Annotated in this window: 17 protein-coding genes; 4 read left to right on the plus strand and 13 right to left on the minus strand. The window is 66.3% G+C overall.

Annotated features, from left to right (window positions below):
• Positions 1 to 184 precede the first annotated feature (184 nt).
• The 10 genes from ACQP2U_RS18185 to ACQP2U_RS18230 form a co-directional block, all read right to left on the minus strand.
• The gene (locus ACQP2U_RS18185; protein ID WP_433715736.1) at positions 185 to 1,066 is read right to left on the minus strand and encodes a MerR family transcriptional regulator; all 882 of its coding nucleotides are present in this window, start codon (positions 1,064 to 1,066) and stop codon (positions 185 to 187) included.
• Between the two features lie 270 nt (positions 1,067 to 1,336).
• Positions 1,337 to 2,347: a DUF5914 domain-containing protein gene (locus tag ACQP2U_RS18190; RefSeq protein WP_433715737.1), complete on the minus strand. Its 1,011-nt coding sequence runs from the start codon at positions 2,345 to 2,347 to the stop codon at positions 1,337 to 1,339.
• The gene (locus ACQP2U_RS18195; RefSeq protein ID WP_433715738.1) at positions 2,344 to 3,978 is read right to left on the minus strand and encodes an FAD-dependent oxidoreductase; all 1,635 of its coding nucleotides are present in this window, start codon (positions 3,976 to 3,978) and stop codon (positions 2,344 to 2,346) included. Before ACQP2U_RS18195 ends, ACQP2U_RS18190 begins: the two co-directional genes overlap by 4 nt.
• Entirely contained in the window at positions 3,975 to 4,301 is a 327-nt protein-coding gene (locus ACQP2U_RS18200) for a lycopene cyclase domain-containing protein (RefSeq protein WP_433716515.1), read from the minus strand. The genes ACQP2U_RS18195 and ACQP2U_RS18200 overlap by 4 nt, the downstream gene beginning before the upstream one ends.
• A 2-nt stretch (positions 4,302 to 4,303) precedes the next feature.
• On the minus strand, positions 4,304 to 4,651 hold the full coding sequence (locus tag ACQP2U_RS18205) for a lycopene cyclase domain-containing protein (RefSeq protein ID WP_433715739.1): 348 nt from the start codon (positions 4,649 to 4,651) through the stop codon (positions 4,304 to 4,306).
• 8 nt (positions 4,652 to 4,659) lie between these two features.
• Positions 4,660 to 5,634, minus strand: coding sequence for a phytoene/squalene synthase family protein (locus ACQP2U_RS18210; protein ID WP_433715740.1), 975 nt, complete (start codon positions 5,632 to 5,634; stop codon positions 4,660 to 4,662).
• Positions 5,631 to 7,169 carry a phytoene desaturase family protein gene (gene crtI / locus ACQP2U_RS18215; RefSeq protein ID WP_433715741.1) on the minus strand — a complete coding sequence of 513 codons (1,539 nt, stop codon included), beginning with the start codon at positions 7,167 to 7,169 and terminating at the stop codon, positions 5,631 to 5,633. Before crtI ends, ACQP2U_RS18210 begins: the two co-directional genes overlap by 4 nt.
• 13 nt (positions 7,170 to 7,182) lie before the next feature.
• Positions 7,183 to 8,349, minus strand: coding sequence for a polyprenyl synthetase family protein (locus ACQP2U_RS18220; RefSeq protein ID WP_433716516.1), 1,167 nt, complete (start codon positions 8,347 to 8,349; stop codon positions 7,183 to 7,185).
• The gene (locus tag ACQP2U_RS18225) at positions 8,313 to 9,632 is read right to left on the minus strand and encodes a glycosyltransferase (RefSeq protein WP_433715742.1); all 1,320 of its coding nucleotides are present in this window, start codon (positions 9,630 to 9,632) and stop codon (positions 8,313 to 8,315) included. Before ACQP2U_RS18225 ends, ACQP2U_RS18220 begins: the two co-directional genes overlap by 37 nt.
• Before the next feature lie 280 nt (positions 9,633 to 9,912).
• Complete coding sequence (locus ACQP2U_RS18230; RefSeq protein ID WP_433715743.1) at positions 9,913 to 11,400, minus strand: SDR family oxidoreductase; 1,488 nt, start codon at positions 11,398 to 11,400, stop codon at positions 9,913 to 9,915.
• Positions 11,401 to 11,636: 236 nt separating this feature from the next.
• On the opposite strand from ACQP2U_RS18230, the gene ACQP2U_RS18235 reads away from it, so the two are divergent.
• The 3 genes from ACQP2U_RS18235 to ACQP2U_RS18245 all read left to right on the plus strand — a co-directional run bounded on the left by ACQP2U_RS18235 (position 11,637) and on the right by ACQP2U_RS18245 (position 13,105).
• A complete protein-coding gene (locus tag ACQP2U_RS18235; RefSeq protein ID WP_433715744.1) occupies positions 11,637 to 12,287 on the plus strand; it encodes a lipocalin family protein in 651 nt (216 codons plus the stop codon).
• A gap of 43 nt (positions 12,288 to 12,330) precedes the next feature.
• Positions 12,331 to 12,531, plus strand: a complete 201-nt coding sequence (locus ACQP2U_RS18240) for a transposase family protein (protein ID WP_433716517.1) — start codon at positions 12,331 to 12,333, stop codon at positions 12,529 to 12,531.
• A 256-nt stretch (positions 12,532 to 12,787) separates the two neighbouring features.
• Positions 12,788 to 13,105, plus strand: a complete 318-nt coding sequence (locus tag ACQP2U_RS18245; RefSeq protein ID WP_433715745.1) for a hypothetical protein — start codon at positions 12,788 to 12,790, stop codon at positions 13,103 to 13,105.
• Between the two features lie 248 nt (positions 13,106 to 13,353).
• Here ACQP2U_RS18245 and ACQP2U_RS18250 read toward each other — a convergent pair whose 3' ends face one another.
• Together ACQP2U_RS18250 and ACQP2U_RS18255 are read right to left on the minus strand one after the other, a co-directional pair.
• Positions 13,354 to 14,040: a hypothetical protein gene (locus ACQP2U_RS18250; protein ID WP_433715746.1), complete on the minus strand. Its 687-nt coding sequence runs from the start codon at positions 14,038 to 14,040 to the stop codon at positions 13,354 to 13,356.
• A 130-nt stretch (positions 14,041 to 14,170) separates the two neighbouring features.
• Positions 14,171 to 14,539: a hypothetical protein gene (locus ACQP2U_RS18255; protein ID WP_433715747.1), complete on the minus strand. Its 369-nt coding sequence runs from the start codon at positions 14,537 to 14,539 to the stop codon at positions 14,171 to 14,173.
• Positions 14,540 to 14,601: 62 nt separating this feature from the next.
• On the opposite strand from ACQP2U_RS18255, the gene ACQP2U_RS18260 reads away from it, so the two are divergent.
• On the plus strand, positions 14,602 to 15,582 hold the full coding sequence (locus ACQP2U_RS18260; protein ID WP_433715748.1) for a molybdopterin dinucleotide binding domain-containing protein: 981 nt from the start codon (positions 14,602 to 14,604) through the stop codon (positions 15,580 to 15,582).
• A 207-nt stretch (positions 15,583 to 15,789) separates the two neighbouring features.
• Here the strand turns inward: ACQP2U_RS18260 and ACQP2U_RS18265 are convergent, their stop codons facing one another.
• A complete protein-coding gene (locus ACQP2U_RS18265) occupies positions 15,790 to 16,176 on the minus strand; it encodes a hypothetical protein (protein WP_433715749.1) in 387 nt (128 codons plus the stop codon).
• Positions 16,177 to 16,301 lie beyond the last annotated feature (125 nt).

Consider the following 16,301-nt stretch of genomic DNA (forward strand, 5'->3'; position numbering starts at 1 on the left):
CGAAGGCATGGTCGCGGAAGGGGGCTGCGCAACCATAGGCGACCCGGCGCCGATTGGCGTAGGCGGTGCCGTGCAATGCTGCGCCGCCGTGGCTTGCTGCGATGGTACCGAAGGCTGGATGCGAGATCGCAACATGTGAGCCGCCGGACCGGGCGCTGACTCCTCGACTCCGAAGACGCCGACTTCAGAATCTCGTTGGCTTGCTCGAAAGTCGGATGAGCGCGTCGTCGAGATCGTCGATCGCGATGACGCCGGACGGTAAATGGGCAGCGTCCCATCCAGGGCCCGCGGCATAGATCCGTTCGCCCCTGCCTGCGAGGTCGAGCGCAACGGGGTCGGCGGTCGATCTCGTGTGGGACCATAGGACGGCAGATGCCGCCTTGGTTCGATTCAGCGCGTCGCGCACGGCATCGGTGGGTACGTCGGGTCCGATCATGGGCACCGCGACGCCCTGCGCGCTCAGCGCGGCGCGAAGTGCCTCCAGCGGCAGCGAATGGAACTCGCCCGGAGTGCAGGCGAGCAGGACATGCGCCGACGTGATGCTGGTCTGTGTCTGATCGACCCTGGCCAGGCTGGTCGACACTGCCCAGGACAAGGCGTGTTCTATGTCGACGCATCCGCCGTCGATGTGTTGACGTTTCTCGACGACCTGAAATGCCGGTCGGCACAAATGGTTCCAGGTCGCTACGACCCCCTGGCCCTGCAGGGTTCGGTCGATGAGCGTCACGAGGGTAGCGGTGTCGAGCCGTTCGGCGGCATCCACGACTGCGTCGAGGGCATCGGCGTCGATCATGACGGAGGCGGGAAGATTTCCGGGCAACGCCTGGCGCACGGCGTCTGCGGCGCTGGCCGGGCTGGCGCCCCGGCGTATCAAGGCGACCATGCGCTCGAGCGCGGCGATGTCGGTCTCGGTGTAGAGCCGGTGCTGTCCGGGTCGGTGCGCACGCGGACCGATGCTGTAACGCTGGGTCCAGCTGCGCAGTGTTGACGTTGGCACGCCGATCCGGTCGGCGACGGCACCGACGGTGTATTCGGGTGCCGCGCCGTTGCGGGGTGCGCTTGCCATCTCAATATCTCCATCATCGCCCTTCCCGCATCGAATGTGCATCAGTGTGACGCGGGAACCCAATTCGTGACCCGATACGCCGGCTCGGCTGGCAGCTTAGCGATGCGCGAACGCTTCACGCATTGATTGCGCATCGATTGACGACGCCCGCGCGGAAGTGGTTGGGCAACGACGGAAGGATTGGCGGCTCATGGCAGTGGCGACGCGCCGCGGGACACCTACTGACGGTGCTTACCGTCGCCCTGCACCGAAAAAGACGCCGGGCGGACCTTATTGCCGGCGGGTGCGCAGCTGATAGCGGCGCTCGGCATAGGCCAGATCGTCGCGCCAGAGCCGGGCCGTGGCATGGTTCATCAGTGGGCGCAGCAGCGGAACCACGCGATGCGCGAAACGGAAGCCGGGGCGATCCGAATTCGCGATAACCGCCTCGACCACCGCGGTACGGGCCTGGCCGTCCGGTCCCGGTCCCAACGGGGTGGCATGTGTTTCCACGACGCTGCCCATGCCCTCTCCCGCGACGATTCGCATGACGATCGTTCGCGGGTCGGGGCAGGTGAACTCTGCTTCGACCGGAACGCCGAGGCTGCGGGTCGCTCGGAAAGTGACGGTGAGCAGGAAGCGGTGGTTGTCTTCGGTAATGCCCTCGCGCGGTGGGGTTCGCGTAACGTCGAGGCGGGCAAAGGAATACGGGTGCAACCACGCGCCGTGCCATGGATCGAGCCGATTGGCGAGGATGTCTCTGGGTTCGCAGATGCCCGTCAATCGGGTCACCGCATGCACCGTTGTGTCGTCGGGCCGGGGGCCGACGATCGGCGCATCGGTCGGTGTCTGTCCGCCCGCCGCGTCCAGACGTACCCAGGCCAGCACTCCATCGTCATGGCTGGGGAACGGGCACCAGCGTGCGGTGCCGTCGGCGCTGATCCGCAGGCCGTGCCAGCGACAGATCAATGTGCCGTTCTCCACGTGTGCGGTATCCAGCGGCGCGCCGAGGTGTGGACAGGCACCGGGGCCGACTCGCAGCATGCCGTCGCTGTCTCGCCACGCGACGAGCTCGACACCGTTCACGGTCGTCCCGAACGGCGAGCCGGTGCGGATGGCTCGGCTGGCCGCGAAGGCGTACCAGTTCCCACCGGGCAATCGCTGAGACCAGCGCAGCGCGGCTTCGATCAGCGCAGGATCGGCGTCGGGGTAGGTCGGCCGTTGTCGCGACCATTTCTCGGCAGGGAAGCGCCGTAGCGGGGAATTCTTCGGCCATCCGGCGGACACCGACCGACGGCTCACGACGAGCTCCTTTCGCGGATCGCGAGGGTGCGCAGCAGGGCCGAACGGCCGCGGTTGGGCACCGTCTGCAGCGAATGACCGGCTGCCCGCCATTGCCGTGCCAGTTCGGTGGCCGCGATCCAGCCGGTGGTCGCCGCGCGCTCCATGAGGGCCACCGGCAGATCTACCCGGATGCCGTCACCGGCCAGCATCAGCCGAGGGTGCGGGGTGGCGACCTCGGGCCGCCGGGCGAAATCACCGGGTGCGAAGCGGGGGCAGTCCTGATGCCACAATGTGCGCTCTCCCACGATGCGGGCTTGCGCGGATTCGGGGTAGATCTCGTGCAGCCGCGCGCACAGGCGGCCGCGCAATTCCTGGCGTACCGGCGCACCGGGTAGTTGCTCTGCCGCCGCGTACGCGTGCAGTTCGACGATGCTGCCACCCCGTTCCCGGGCCCACTCGGCCGCCGTGCGTTCGTAGCGATCGAGGACGCTGATGTTGTCGACCGGATCCAGGTTGCCGGTCGCGAGGAAGCTGGGCCGGTCGCGACGCAACGGCCGGTCCAACCAGAGGCGGTGGACGACGAAGGCCGGGGCAGTCGCCAATTCCGCTACCCGTGACCGCCATTCGGCTGTCCCCAGCCCCGGCGATGCGGCGACGATCTCACGCAAACCGGCCACGTCGACGGCGAGAACGACGGCATCGGCGGCCAGACAGGACCCGGTATCGACATGGAGCCGGAAACCCGCGCCGTCGCTTTCGATCCTGGTGACACTCACGCCGGTGTGGAAAACGACACTACCGGGACGACCGGGAACGGCCGGGGCGGTGAGATACTCGGCCAACGGATTCCACAGGGCGACATCGAAATTGTCCCGAGCCACGTCGAAGACCAGACCTTCGTTGGAGCCCAGGAAGTAGATGTGGAACATCGCCGCCAGTTCCGCTGCCGACATCTGTCCGGGAGCGACGAAGAAGCTGCGGGAGAACACATCGAAGGCCAAATGACGCGCGGCAGCAGGAAAGTTGATGCGCCGCAAGAAGGTTTCGGCGTCGAGGTGATCGAGCTGCCGGTAGGTCTGCGGCACCGACACCGCGGCCAGGGGTGCCGCGGCCCGGGCATTCATCCGGATCAGGTCGCGCAACCGAAAGGTCGGGCTACGCAGCGCGAAGGCGACCGCGTTCCACGGCGGTGTGCGCGGCAGGTGACGGAAACCCTCTCGGTGTCCGTCGGCGTCGATCAGCGGATAGTCATCGATTCGCTGCAGTCGGGTCAGTCCGGGATCACTGCGCGACAATAGTTTTCGCAAGTTGTAGTACTGCGCGAAGAAGGCGTGGAAGCCTCGGTTCATGCCGACCGTGGTGCCGTCGGACAGCGTCTCGGTCCATCCGCCGACTCGTCCGCCGAGATAGCGTTCGCGCTCGATCACCTCGACCCGAAACCCGCGTTCGGCCAGGCCGGTAGCCGCGGCCAGGCCGGTAGCCGCGGCCAGGCCGGTAGCCGCGGCCAGGCCGGCGATGCCCGCGCCGACCACCACCGCACACGGCCGCCGCTGCCCGTCCTGACCGACATCCATTCGTCCCCGCGCAGCCGGATATTGCACCCGCCGGCGATCTCGCCCCACATCTCCACTCACCGTCCGGGGTGTCATGATCGCGCTTCCTCCTGCCGCTGCCGGGCCCGCTCCCAGCACAGCAATACCGCCGTCACCAGCGCGAATCCGAAAAGGAAGTCCTCGACCGGGATATCCCACGGAAACCGTGCTCCGAGAATGTGATCTGGGTTGTAACGGACGATAGGTGCGTCCGACCTGGTCAACCACCCGTCGACCGGTATCTGGAATCCGAGCACAATGACCATCGACACCCAATAGCTGGGTCGCCGCAGCAATCCGGTGCGCAACACCGCGTATTCGGCGCCGCATACCATGGCCACCGCCGCGATGGCGGGAACGATGTACGCGAGGCGACCGATGCTCATCGTCGGCTTCCCGCAACAGGGAACCGGCGTCGGCGGTCGCTGCCGAGCAGGGCATCGACCGCGACGAAGGTGAGCAGTCCGCAGATCGGGACAACCAGAAAGAACAGCACCTCTTCGAGTGGTATTGCTCCGGGCAGGATTACGCCGACCAGATACCGGCTGTTGAAATTCCATACGCCGCTGGCGATAGCGAGCAGATCCCACGTCACGAATACCAGTGCGGGCGGCACGATGGCGGCCACCAGCAACCGCGGCCGGCGATAGACACCGCGGCCGAAAAACTCCAGTGGCGCGGTGATCACCAGACAGACGAGAAGGACGAACAGGTAATGCCACTGTGTCATGTCGACTCCTAGTGTGCTTCGCTGATACCGCGTGCGTAAGCCTCATCCGTCGGACGGCGCGGCCACCGGCGGCGGGCCCACTGCGCGTGCGCCAGACCTGTGGCACCGACGTATGCCCGTCGGAGCCTGCCGACCCTGGCGCGCTGCCCGAACACCTCGAAAGCGCTGTCCTCGATACGATCCAAAATCTCCGAATACAGCCTGAGCGCGGTCGCCACGCACGGGCGTGAGCGGGGTGCCAAAAGTTCGATTCCGCCGCGAGCGTAATCGTAGATTTCCCTGGTGAAGGCATGTTGAGCGGCGAGCGCGTCGCGCACCCGCGAATCGATGCGTTGTTCTCGCCGACACCACATCAGCAGATCCCGGTCGACACCGTGCGTGGCCAGCTCGTCAACGGGGAGGTAGACCCGACCGCGCGCCAAATCCTCATCGATGTCACGCAGGAAGTTGGTGAGCTGAAACGCCTTCCCCAGTGCTGCGGCGTAGGGGGCAGCCTGCCCTTCGTTATCGACAGCGCCCAGTATCGGCAGCAGTTGCAGCCCGATTACTTCCGCCGAGCCGTAGATGTAGCGGTCGAGCGCGTTGCGGTCCGGGTAGTCGGTGACGGTCAGGTCCATGCGCATCGACGCCAGGAATGCATCGAACAGTTCCCTGGGAATCTTGTAACGGTCGGCCGTGTGCAGCACCGCGGCCAGCACCGGATCACCATCGCTGTCGCCGGCCCTGAATTGGCGTTCCAGCACCGCCAGGCGGGCCGCGCGGTCGGCAGCGGTCAGGGCGGGATCGAATTCGTCGAGGATGTCGTCGGCGCGGCGGGCGAATCCGTACAGCGCGTGCACCGCGGGACGCTGATCAGGGGCTAGCAATCTGGTGGCGAGGAAGAACGTCTTGCCGTGGCGAGCGTTGAGGGTGCGGCAGCACCGATACGATTCGCGCAGTCCCGGATCGGTGATGTCGGCGGCGTCGAGTTCGGTGGCGGTCATTTGGGACCTGCTCCGGACGAGGCGCGCACCGATGCCGGCGCACCGGTTGCGCTCCGGACGCGTGGGTGCCCGGTGACGCGGTCGGCGGCGAGCCGCCCGGAGATCAGCACGGGCGGTATACCGACCCCCGGCACCGTCGAACCGCCCGCAAGGACCACATTGTCGATCCCGCGAATCATGTTGGCGGGCCGAAACGGACCGGTCTGGGCGAAGGTGTGCGCCAGCGCGAAGGGACTGCCTGCCAGCATGTCCTGGCGGGCCCAGTCCGCAGGCGTAACGACCTGCAGCACCTCGAGATCGCGCCAGTGACATCCCAGGCGGTGCTGGGCGACATCCAGTATCCGTGCGGTGTATTCCTCCTGGAAGTGGGGCCAATCGATGTGCCCGGCTTCGAGGTTCGGCACCGGCACCAGCAGGTAGAACAAATCGCGGCCCGGTGGGGCCAGGCTCGGATCTGCTGCGATGGGACAGGTCAGCAACAGCGAGGGATCGGACATGACCCGGCCTTCGGTGATGATCTCTCGGAACGCGTCGTGCCACGCTCTGCCGAACAACAGACGGTGATGCGTGATCGGCGCTCCACCGGAACGACAGCCGAGGTGCAGCACGACCGCGGATGGTGCGGCCCGCACCGTGAGCAGCCGACGCGAGCGGTGGCCGAGCAGTTCGTAGGTGCGATGTCGTTCGGTGGTCAAAACCACTGTGTCACAGTCGATTCGCTCCCCACGATCGGTGTGCACCGCCGTAACCCGGCCGCCGGAACGCGTCAGCTCGGTGGCCGTGCTCTGATAGCGGATACGCACCCCGGCGGCGGTGGCCGCATCCGCGAGGGCATCAGCAACCGAGTGCATACCCCCGAGCGGGAAATAGACACCCGACATGGTGTCCATGTAAGCGATCACCGCATAGGCCGCGAGAGCCCGAACAGGTGAGACGCCCGCATAGAGAGATTGAAAGGTGAACACGCGCCGCAGATCCGAATCGGAGATGAATTCGGCGACCTTGCCGTCCCATCGGCGAAACCCACCCAGGGCTGTCAAGCGGGCCAGTGCCGGAGTGAGCATCGACAGCGGGGAGTCGAAGTTGGCCGCGATGAACCGATCGAACTCGGCCCGGTACAACTGGGTCAGCCAGTCCCGCAGGCGTCGATAGCCGGCAACTTGTCCGCCTCCGGCGAATTCACTGACCGCCTGCGCCATCAGCTCCTCGTCGCTGTGCACGGCCAGGGTGCGGCCATCGGCGTAGGTCGCGTGATAGGCGGGTGTGACCGCGCGCAGTTCGAGGCGATCTTCGGTGCGTTCCCCGACGGCGGCGAAAACATCGTCGAGCACTTCCGGCATGGTCAAAACGGTGGGGCCGGTGTCGATGCGGTAGCCGTTCACATCCAACCGCCCCATCCGGCCGCCCGGCCCGGATGCACGCTCGATGACGGTCACTTCGCGCCCCCGGCCTGCCAGATGGATGGCCGCGGACAAGCCCGCGAGCCCAGCGCCTACGACCACCACGCGGTCCGTCGATCCGGTCACGGTACGCATCGGTTCCTCCTCGTCAGGACGTTCGCGCGGTGCACTGCAGTGCCATCTGTCCCAGCGCTGCGATCCGGTCCCGGACCAGCGGCGCGGTCGCCAGGACACGGGTCGCCGCCTCGACCCGGTCGTCGATCATCGCCTCGACGTGTTGCGGTGCGCCCGACTCGGCTATCAAACAGCGGCAGCGGGACAGGGCGGCAGCGTCGAGAGCGGGCCGGCGCAGTAGTCCGCTCAGTTCGCGCCGGGCAGCAGTGTCCGCGAGCGCCAGCGCGACGACCATCACGCTGGTGGCCTTGCGCTGCCCGAGATCGCTGTTCTCGGGCTTTCCGGTGGTCGTCGCCGACCCGAAGATCCCGAGCAAGTCGTCGCGCAACTGGAACGCCTCACCGATTCGAGTTCCGTAGGCGCCCAAAACCCGCAACGTCGTATCCGGGCACCCGGCCAGTGCGGCACCGAGTTCCAGCGGACGTCGCACGGTGTAATTCCCGGACTTCGCACGGGCGATGGCCAGCACCGACTGCTCGGTCGGCGCGGTGCGAACATCGTTGGACAGATCGGCAAATTGGCCCACGGCCAGTTCGATCCGCATCGCGTCGTAGCGATCCCATACCCGTGCCAGCGCATCGGCGCGGACACCGCTGCGCCGCAACATCTGTTCGGCCCACACCAGGCACATGTCGCCGAGCAGCGTGGCCGCCGACATACCGAAGCGAGACGCCGAACCCGGCAGGCCACGCTCGCGATGCCTCGCGCTGAGCCGCAGATGCGCGGCGACCGCGCCGTGCCGAAGCCCGCCCTCGTCCATCACGTCGTCCTGCAATAACGCGAACGCGTGCAGCAACTCCAGAGCTGCGGCCGCACGCAGCGCCGCCGGATCCGGCTCGGCACCACACAGCCATCCCAAATACATGAATGTCGAACGCAGGCATTTCCCGCCGAGGACATACTGGCTCAGCACATCACCGGCCCCCGCCTCCCACAGCGCCTCGACATGTGCGCCCTCCAGAAATAGCTCGAGCTCGTGCAACACCTGTCCGCGGGTAGCCGTACGCCATCGCTCGAATTCGGCGGCGTCGGCGGTTCCGTGTGGCAGCGGATCGAGAACCGCGGTACCAGAGCCGAACACTGTGTCCGATTCCGACGTCGTGCTCATATCTCTTCTTCCTGTCGCGTGGTCACCGAGGATTCGTTCGCCGACACCGTGGGCCCCGGGTCTCCCACCTCCGCAAGTACGGACGCGATGATCTCGAAGGGCCTGTACCGCGCCATCTCCACAGCCAGCCGGCCCGCGGCAACTCGAAAAGCGGCGTCGCGGAATACACGATCGACCGCGGCCGCCATTTCGGCCGGTTCGGGTGCGGCACCACCGAGATCGATACCGACGCCGGTATAGGCCACGCGCGCGGCGACCTCCGGCTTGTCCGCGGTGTCTCCTGCCGCGATCACTGGGACGCCGTGACTCAACGCCTGCTGTACGCCACCGTAACCGCCGTTGGTGATCATCAGGTCGACCTGCGGAAGCAACTGTGAGTAGGGGACGAAATCGCATATGTGGATATGTGGGGGTAGCGGCCCCAGGCGCACGCTCGCACCGCCGGTGCTGACCGCCACGACCACCTCGGGGCGCTGCGCCAACGCCCTCAACGCGGGTCGGAACAACTGGTCGGCATTGCCGTTGTCCCAGGTGCCCTGGGTCACGTGCACGATCCGACGCCCGCTGCGCAGGACGGCATCCAACCAGGGCGGCGCCTCGAACCGGGTCGGCACCGACACCGGAACTGGTCCGGTGAAGACCACCGAGGACGGGAGGTCGCGCCGGTGATATTCGAAACCTGGAACGGTGAACTGCAGTATCCGGTCCGCGAGGATCGGCCAATCGAGCAGAAAAACCGGCGCGGGCCGGATACCGAGGTCTCCCAGAATGGCATTCAACATCGTCTGTGTGGTCCGGAAGAGCACCCGCTGCACAAAATGGTTCATCGCCGTGTAGTCGCGCCCGGATCGCGGCTGCCAGCCCACTCCGAACGGCGGGCAGTCGGCACTGGACAGCATGAGCGGTCCGACTCCGCAGACCATTACCGGCGGCCGGGGACCGTCGGACAGGAGCAGCGGTATCGCACCACTGAACATCGAGTCCACCAGCACCGCATCGAAATCTCCGCGGGCCAGCTCAGCCGACAGTGCCGCGTATTGCGCCACCATTGGAGCAAGCAGAATCGATCGCAGTTCCGCTCGGCCGATACGCCAGCGTTGGGCCAGTCCGCGTCCCGATTGCCGTGTCACGGGAAGGACATGGGTTTCACCCGGCAGTTCCGATAGCGGCACGTCGTGTTCGGTCGCGATATCGCGGAACCCGGCTCCGGTGAGCAATCGGACTCGGTGCCCACGCCGGCGAAGCTCGCACGCGACTGTCATCAGCGGCAGCACGTGACCGGGTATAGGGCTCGCGGCCAGCAAATATCGACCCATCCAGCGGCTCCTCGCTGATCTGTTGCCGGACTGCCTCACATCCTGCGTGTGGTGTCGATGCCGGCTGCTCCGCGCCTCGAATTACGACTGCCCGGCCGCGGACTTGCGCGATGTCCACGACCGACGCGGTATCAGCCGTGCGATGTCGTGATGCTCACATCCTATCAATTAAACGATGCAATAGCGATGCACTCGTCGGCGAGCCGTTCGGACCGACGCCGCTACCAGTTCCAGGATCTGGGTCCTGTGATCACTGCGCACCACCTTGATGTCCGGGGGATCAATCGGCTCCGCCCGCACGCGTGCCGGTGGCCGGTGCGCGTTCGGCGGTTCCAATGATGTTGCGGACCATGCCGCCGAACACAACATCGTGAAACGGGGTAAGCGCCTTCCAGTAGAAATGCCCGGCCAGTCCGTGTGGCTGGAAGACGGCTCGTTGCCGGTAGCGGGCTCCGCCACCGGGTTCGGGTTCTACCCCGAGCTCGAGCCAGGCCAGTCCCGGCACCCGCATCTCGGCACGGAGCCGCAGCAAGCGCGGACGGTCGATGAGTTCGACGCGCCACCAGTCGAGGGCCTCGCCCGGATGCAGGCGGTGTGGATCCTTGCGGCCACGGCGTAGCCCGACCCCGCCACTGACGCGATCGATCCAGCCGCGCAGCGACCATGCCAGCGGAAACGAATACCACCCGTTCTCGCCGCCGATCGATTCGATGACCGCCCACAGTGTGTCGGGGCCGGCGTGTGTTCGCCGTTCGCGGAAATCTTCGTAGAGCGATCCCCCGGACCACTCCGGGTCACTCGGCAGCGGGTCCGACGGCGTGCCCACAGTGCTCGCATCCGACCACCGAGTCGGGACCTCCACGTTGCGGATTCGGGCCAAAGCGAGTTCGACGGCCTTCTCGTAGCTGGTCGGACCGCCGTCGTGCTCGGGGATGTAGGCGCTGATGTCGTGGTCGTGGCACACCACCTCGTGCACGAGTGATTCGATCAGCGGCACCGCCAGCGCGCGCGGCACCGGAGTGACCACATTGACCCATTGGGCCGACAACCACGGCGTGAGCACCGGAACGGGCAGCACCATCCGACGCGGCAGACCAGCCACCGCCGCGTACTTTCGTATCATCGTCGAATAGGTCAGGACATCCGGACCGCCGATATCGAACGAACGGTTGACGTCGGGGGGCAGCTCGGCGGCTCGCACCAGGTAGTAGAGAACATCACGCACGGCGATGGGCTGGATCCGGTTGTGCACCCATCGTGGGGCGACCATCGCGGGGAGGCGTTCGGACAGGTAGCGCAGCATCTCGAAACTGGCCGATCCGGACCCGATGATCACCGCCGCGCGCAATTCCACGGTAGGTACGCCGGATTCCCTGAGGATCACCCCGACCTCGGCGCGGGAAGCAAGATGGCGTGACAGCGGGGTTTGTTCCGGGATGATGCCCCCGAGGTAGACGATGCGCCGTACGCCGGCCGCCCGAGCCGCTGCCCCGACGATCCGTGCAGCGCGCTGGTCGATATCAGCGAAGTCGCGTCGGGTCAGCGAGTGCACCAGATAGTAGATGACCTCTTGACCGACCATCGCAGCTCGCACATCGTCGTCACTGGTGACATCTCCGCGCACCACCTCGACCCGGTCCCGCCACGGGACCTCCGCCAGCTTGACCGGCGTTCGGGCCACTACCCGGACCTGGTGACCGGCTTGCACCAATTCGGGCACCAGTCGCCCACCGATGTATCCGGTGGCTCCGAAAACTGCACAACGCATGTAGGATCACCGTTCTCCCTGGTTCGCGACGTACAGGACGAGGCCCGGTATGGACGGCTGCCGCCTTGGCGGCTCGTCGTACGGATACCCGTGCGGTCTCATTCGATACCTGAAGGATCCGCCATCCCGATCGGACATGCATCGTTTTTGCATCGATTGAAAGTAGGATGTTCTTCGAGCCGTGCGGAACTAGATCCTTCCGACCACGAGCCGAAACAACTCTGAGGAGCTATCAGATGAGAGCAGATTCCTCCAGAACCGGTTCCGCACAAGGGTTCGGCAAAACCGCCCGCGCCATAGCCGCGGTCGCGGTGCTCGCCGGAGCTCTGGCGTCCACCACGGCAACCGCATCCGCCGCGCCCGGTGACACGGACTGGCAGCCGTTGTCCCCGATCGCGTCCCTGGACGTGCCGCGCTACCTCGGGGATTGGAACCAAGTCGCCGCCGTCCCGCAACCGTACAATCTCGACTGCGCCCGCGACACCGTCGCGAACTACCAACTGATCGACCCGAGCAACATTCGAGTCGAAAACAGCTGCACCACCTGGACCGGCGCCACGAACCGCATTATCGGCAACGCCCGGATCACCGACCCGGCCAGCCAGGCCCAGTTGCACGTCAGTTTCCCCCAGGTGCCCTTTCAAAACTCCCCCGACGGTCCCACTAACTACATCGTCACCTACGTAGCCGAGGACTACTCCTGGGCACTCGTCGGGGATCCGCTGCGTTTGTCCGGATTCGTGCTGTCACGATCGCCGGCCGTCGATGCAGCACGATGGCATGAGATCCAGACAGTTGTGGCCACTCGCGGTTACAACCCGTGCCTACTGCTGACCTCACCGACCCCGGGCGGCGCAGCCGACATCCGCCCCCTCTGCACCGCGTAGGCGGACCGAGCCCGCGTCCTACTCCGGCGGGCTGTCAACGGACATCGGGACATCCGCCGCCCGGGGTGCGTCCTGCCCGGAGTGTGCCTTTCGTTCGGTTCGGGTGCACAGCCGCTACCAGCGGTGTCTGTCCGATGCCGCGGTCGGCGGCGTCGAGACCGTGATCTGTTTGCGGGCGCGCCGGTTCTACTGTGGCACCCCGATTGCGCGAGAACGACGTTCGCCGAACAGGTCTCGGGCTTGACCACCGCCCACGCCCGGCGGACCCCGCTGTTGCACGGCATGCCGGAGCGGATCGCGCTGTCGGGGCGGTCGGCCTGGCGAGCGAATGGCCCACCGCCTGGCCGTGGCGGTGTCACGGATGACCTTGTTGCGATTGATCACTGCATTACCCCTGTGACGACCTGATCGAAGTCCATGTGGACCGTCCGCGCCTCCCTTCAATTGTTGTTCCTGGTCCGGGTAATCGAGCGGGTTTCAGCGATGGAGAGTCCACGTTCATGCCGAAAGCGATGATCTTCGATTCCCGCTTGGGCCCGCACGCCATGGCCACCTACGGTCGGCTGCTAATCGAGCGTCCGCCGTTCCGGGTCACCTGGGAGGAGCTGACGGCGTCCGTGCTCGACTGGGATCGGCATCCTGAGGACACCGAGGAGGAAACCCTCGGGGGCTTGGCGCAGTTGCGCACGCATGGCTACCTGGTGCCCTGCGAGGGCGGGTGGACTCTCGACGTGCCGAACGACGCCGAGGCCAACGCCTACGACGGGCTTGAGCGGCGAGGCACGCAATCGGATGAACAACCGCACGTCGATGACTGATTCGTGATCGAATCCAACCACGTCATGGTCACGCTCTGTCCGGGACACGGTGTGGCCCAACGGGTTCGGAGGTCGGGCAATGGTCGAGGCCAGCGTGCGTGCGCTGACGAAGTGGGGGCGCGAATCGAATGACGTTTTCCGAACAGGCCCGGCCTCGGGATTCGGGCCAGACCTGTCGGTGGCCGACGCGACAATCAAGTTTGCGCTGCGGCTTTGGGCGTCCTGGCTCTTGTGGTCGAAGTGGGTGCTCAGCGCGTAGAACGTGGGGCCCGTCGGCCAGGTCGTTGAACCGCACCCAGGTCGCGACCCGAGAATAGCCGGCGCCCCAGGTGTTGGAGCCGTTCGTCTCCGGGGTACCGGAGAGCCAGATGTATACAGCCGGCCGGGGGCTGATCCCCGGGATAAACCGGGGGTATGAGGGTGCAGCTGGTGTCGGGGCCGTCGTAGAGTACGTTGCCGTTGCCGTTGCCGTCGCCGTCGTAGAGGGTGAAATTCGTCCCGTTGCTCTCCCCGGAGAGTACGAAGGTGTCGCCGTCGGAGAATCTGGCCCGGGGGACGTTGGGGCTGCCGGGATCGAATGCCAGGAAATTATTGACGTAGAAGGCCTGTGGGTCAACGGGCATGCTGAATGAACCTTCTTTGTAGGTGAGGGTGGCTTCGTCGGCACCGGAATGTTCCCGGAGAAGACAGGTGAGGGTGCCGGTTTCGGTGCCGAGGGTTCCGGTGATGCCCACCGAGACTCCGTATTCGATGGGTTGATTGTCGACCGCGGGAACGATCGCGGCGCGGTAGTAGCTGGGGGTGTGGGTGTCGTCCAGCCAGGTGTCAAGCCACTTCCATTTCTTGTCGTTGCTGAGCGACCAGCCCGGTGGGCTGTCGAAGCTCGGGGTTTCCCTGGGTCGGCTTTGGGAACGGCGAACTGGATACTGTCGCAATAGAGTGTTTCATCGGTGGGGACGGAGACCGCGATGGTGATGTGGTCGCGGCTGGGAGTGGTAGTGCTGCTGGCTTGCAGGGGGTTGGGGCTGGTGGCGATGGCGTAGCCGAGTACTGGTTGTTCGTCGGTCACTGTGCGGGCTCCTGATCGGAGGGGTCGGTGTGGTCGTCGGCGAGGCCGGCGATGAGCCGCAGTTGCCCGTCCTCGATGGTGACCGCGGCATCCGGGAATTGAGCCTCGGGCACGACGGGGTCGAGTGCGTACGGGGTCCACGCGCTGCCCGGTGCCGGGCGTAGCCAGGACCAGCGGCCGTGCTTTTCGCTGGGTTGCGGGAAGGCCACGGATTTCTGGTCCGCGTTCGGCACGGTCATGATCGGACCGAAGCGGAAGAGTGCCTCGATACGGTCGAGTGGTGCCTCGACGTGGCTGGGTGCGACGCTGACCTGCACGGTCGGGGTGATACCGCTGACGGCGTGCACGCCGGCGCGGGGATCCATCAGCAACAGGAGTTTCGTGGGGTCCGGGTCGGCGAACGTGAGCTGGAGGTAGTTCGACTGTGATGGCTTACCCCGGGGGCCGAGTCGAAGGTCCAGCAGCGCTGGGCGCCGACGGTGTACGGGATAGGCAGATAGCGTGCTTCCCACTCCATGAACAACGGCTGCCACGGCTGACTCCAGGACGTCACGCCCAATGCGGGCAGGGTTCCGGTGTAATCTCCGAACCTGCGGCCGACGGGCTCGAGGACTGGCAATTCCTGGCGCGGTTGACCATCGAGGTAGTGCCGCTGCCCGCGCGCCGATTCACCACGCGCGCGGTCAACGCGCTGATGGAGCAGTTCAGTCCGGTGCGGTTGACGACCGTTGGGGTGGCGGTTGGTCCGTACGGGGTGCTGCGGCGCGGACGCAAGGGGTTGTCGGTGGCGAAGGTGCGTGCGGCGGCCGGGGGTATCGATCTCGGTCCGCTGCAGCCGCGATTGCGCGCGTTGATCGGGACGAAGGATCGCAAAGTACACCTCGCGCCCGACGATTTCGTCACGGCCGCAAGGAAATTGGTCGACGATGCGCGTCGCGGCGATGCGCTGACCGCTCCCGCCGACGGCTACGATCTCAAACTCATCGGCCGCCGCCACCTGCGCAGCAACAACTCCTGGCTGCACAATGTGCCGTCCATGGTCAAGGGCCGCGACCGCTGCACCGCCCTCATGCATCCCGCCGACGCCGCCGAACGCGCCCTCACCGACGGCAGCCGGGTCGCGGTCACCTCCCGCACCGGCTCGATCGTGGTCACCCTGGAGGTCAGCGACGAAATCCGGCGCGGCACCATCGCCATTCCGCACGGCTGGGGACACCGTGAACCCGGCGTCGGCTGGCAGGTCGCCGCCTCCCTGCCGGGCGCGAATGTCAACCTGCTGCACGATCCGTCGGTCACCGATACGTTCTCCGGAAACGCGGCCGTCAACAACACGTGGGTGACGGTGAGTCCGGCGTCGCACGCGCCGACGGCATCAGATGTCGATCGCGAGCCTGCGGCGACACCGTAAGAGTGCCCTGGCAGTTGCCCGTCTGTCCCTCGGCGCTGTCGATGGTTGCCGCGTGCCTTCGTCAGGCGGCGTAGTGCCTGCGCGGGCATTGTCGTTCGCGGCGATTGCTCGGGAAGTCTGCCGATCACGTGTGCCTACGGCTGTTCCGAGGCGCGGGTTAACCGTCGCGCGAACCGGCTGGGATGAGCTCACACCGGATGCACGCCGTCAGGGCGTTTGCACGGTGACGCGGTAGCCGAGGCGGAGTTCTCTGGCGGGGTGGGCGGCGGCGGTGAGGTGGAGCCAGCGGTGCAGCCCGGCGCGCGGGTCGGGGACGTAGGCGGCATGGGTGTGGGTGATGCCGAAGGGGAAGTCTCCCGATGCCGCGGTGGCGGTGGCGGTCATCAGATGCATCTCCGCCCACAGACATGGTTCGGGTGCGTCTTCGGGCAGGGGGCGGGTGTTGGGGAGGAAGAAGCCGAACTGTTCGGCGGGGGCCGCGGCGGTGTGGCGGAGCGTGCCGGTGACGAATAGTCGCACCGTTCCGGTGTGCACCACGCAGCGCGGTGTCAGGTGCAGGGGTTGGGCAGGTTGCAGCTCGAGCCGGAAAACCATGGGCCGACTGTACGGTGTCGCCCTGTGCGCGAAAAGCACTGGAGCATCACGAAGTTCGGTAGCTCACACCCCCGGCGTCACGCCGGTCGATATCAGCGCCGCCGGGGCGGGCCGTATTTGTCCGT

The organism is Nocardia sp. CA-084685 (genome assembly GCF_050955785.1).
GTDB lineage: Bacteria > Actinomycetota > Actinomycetes > Mycobacteriales > Mycobacteriaceae > Nocardia.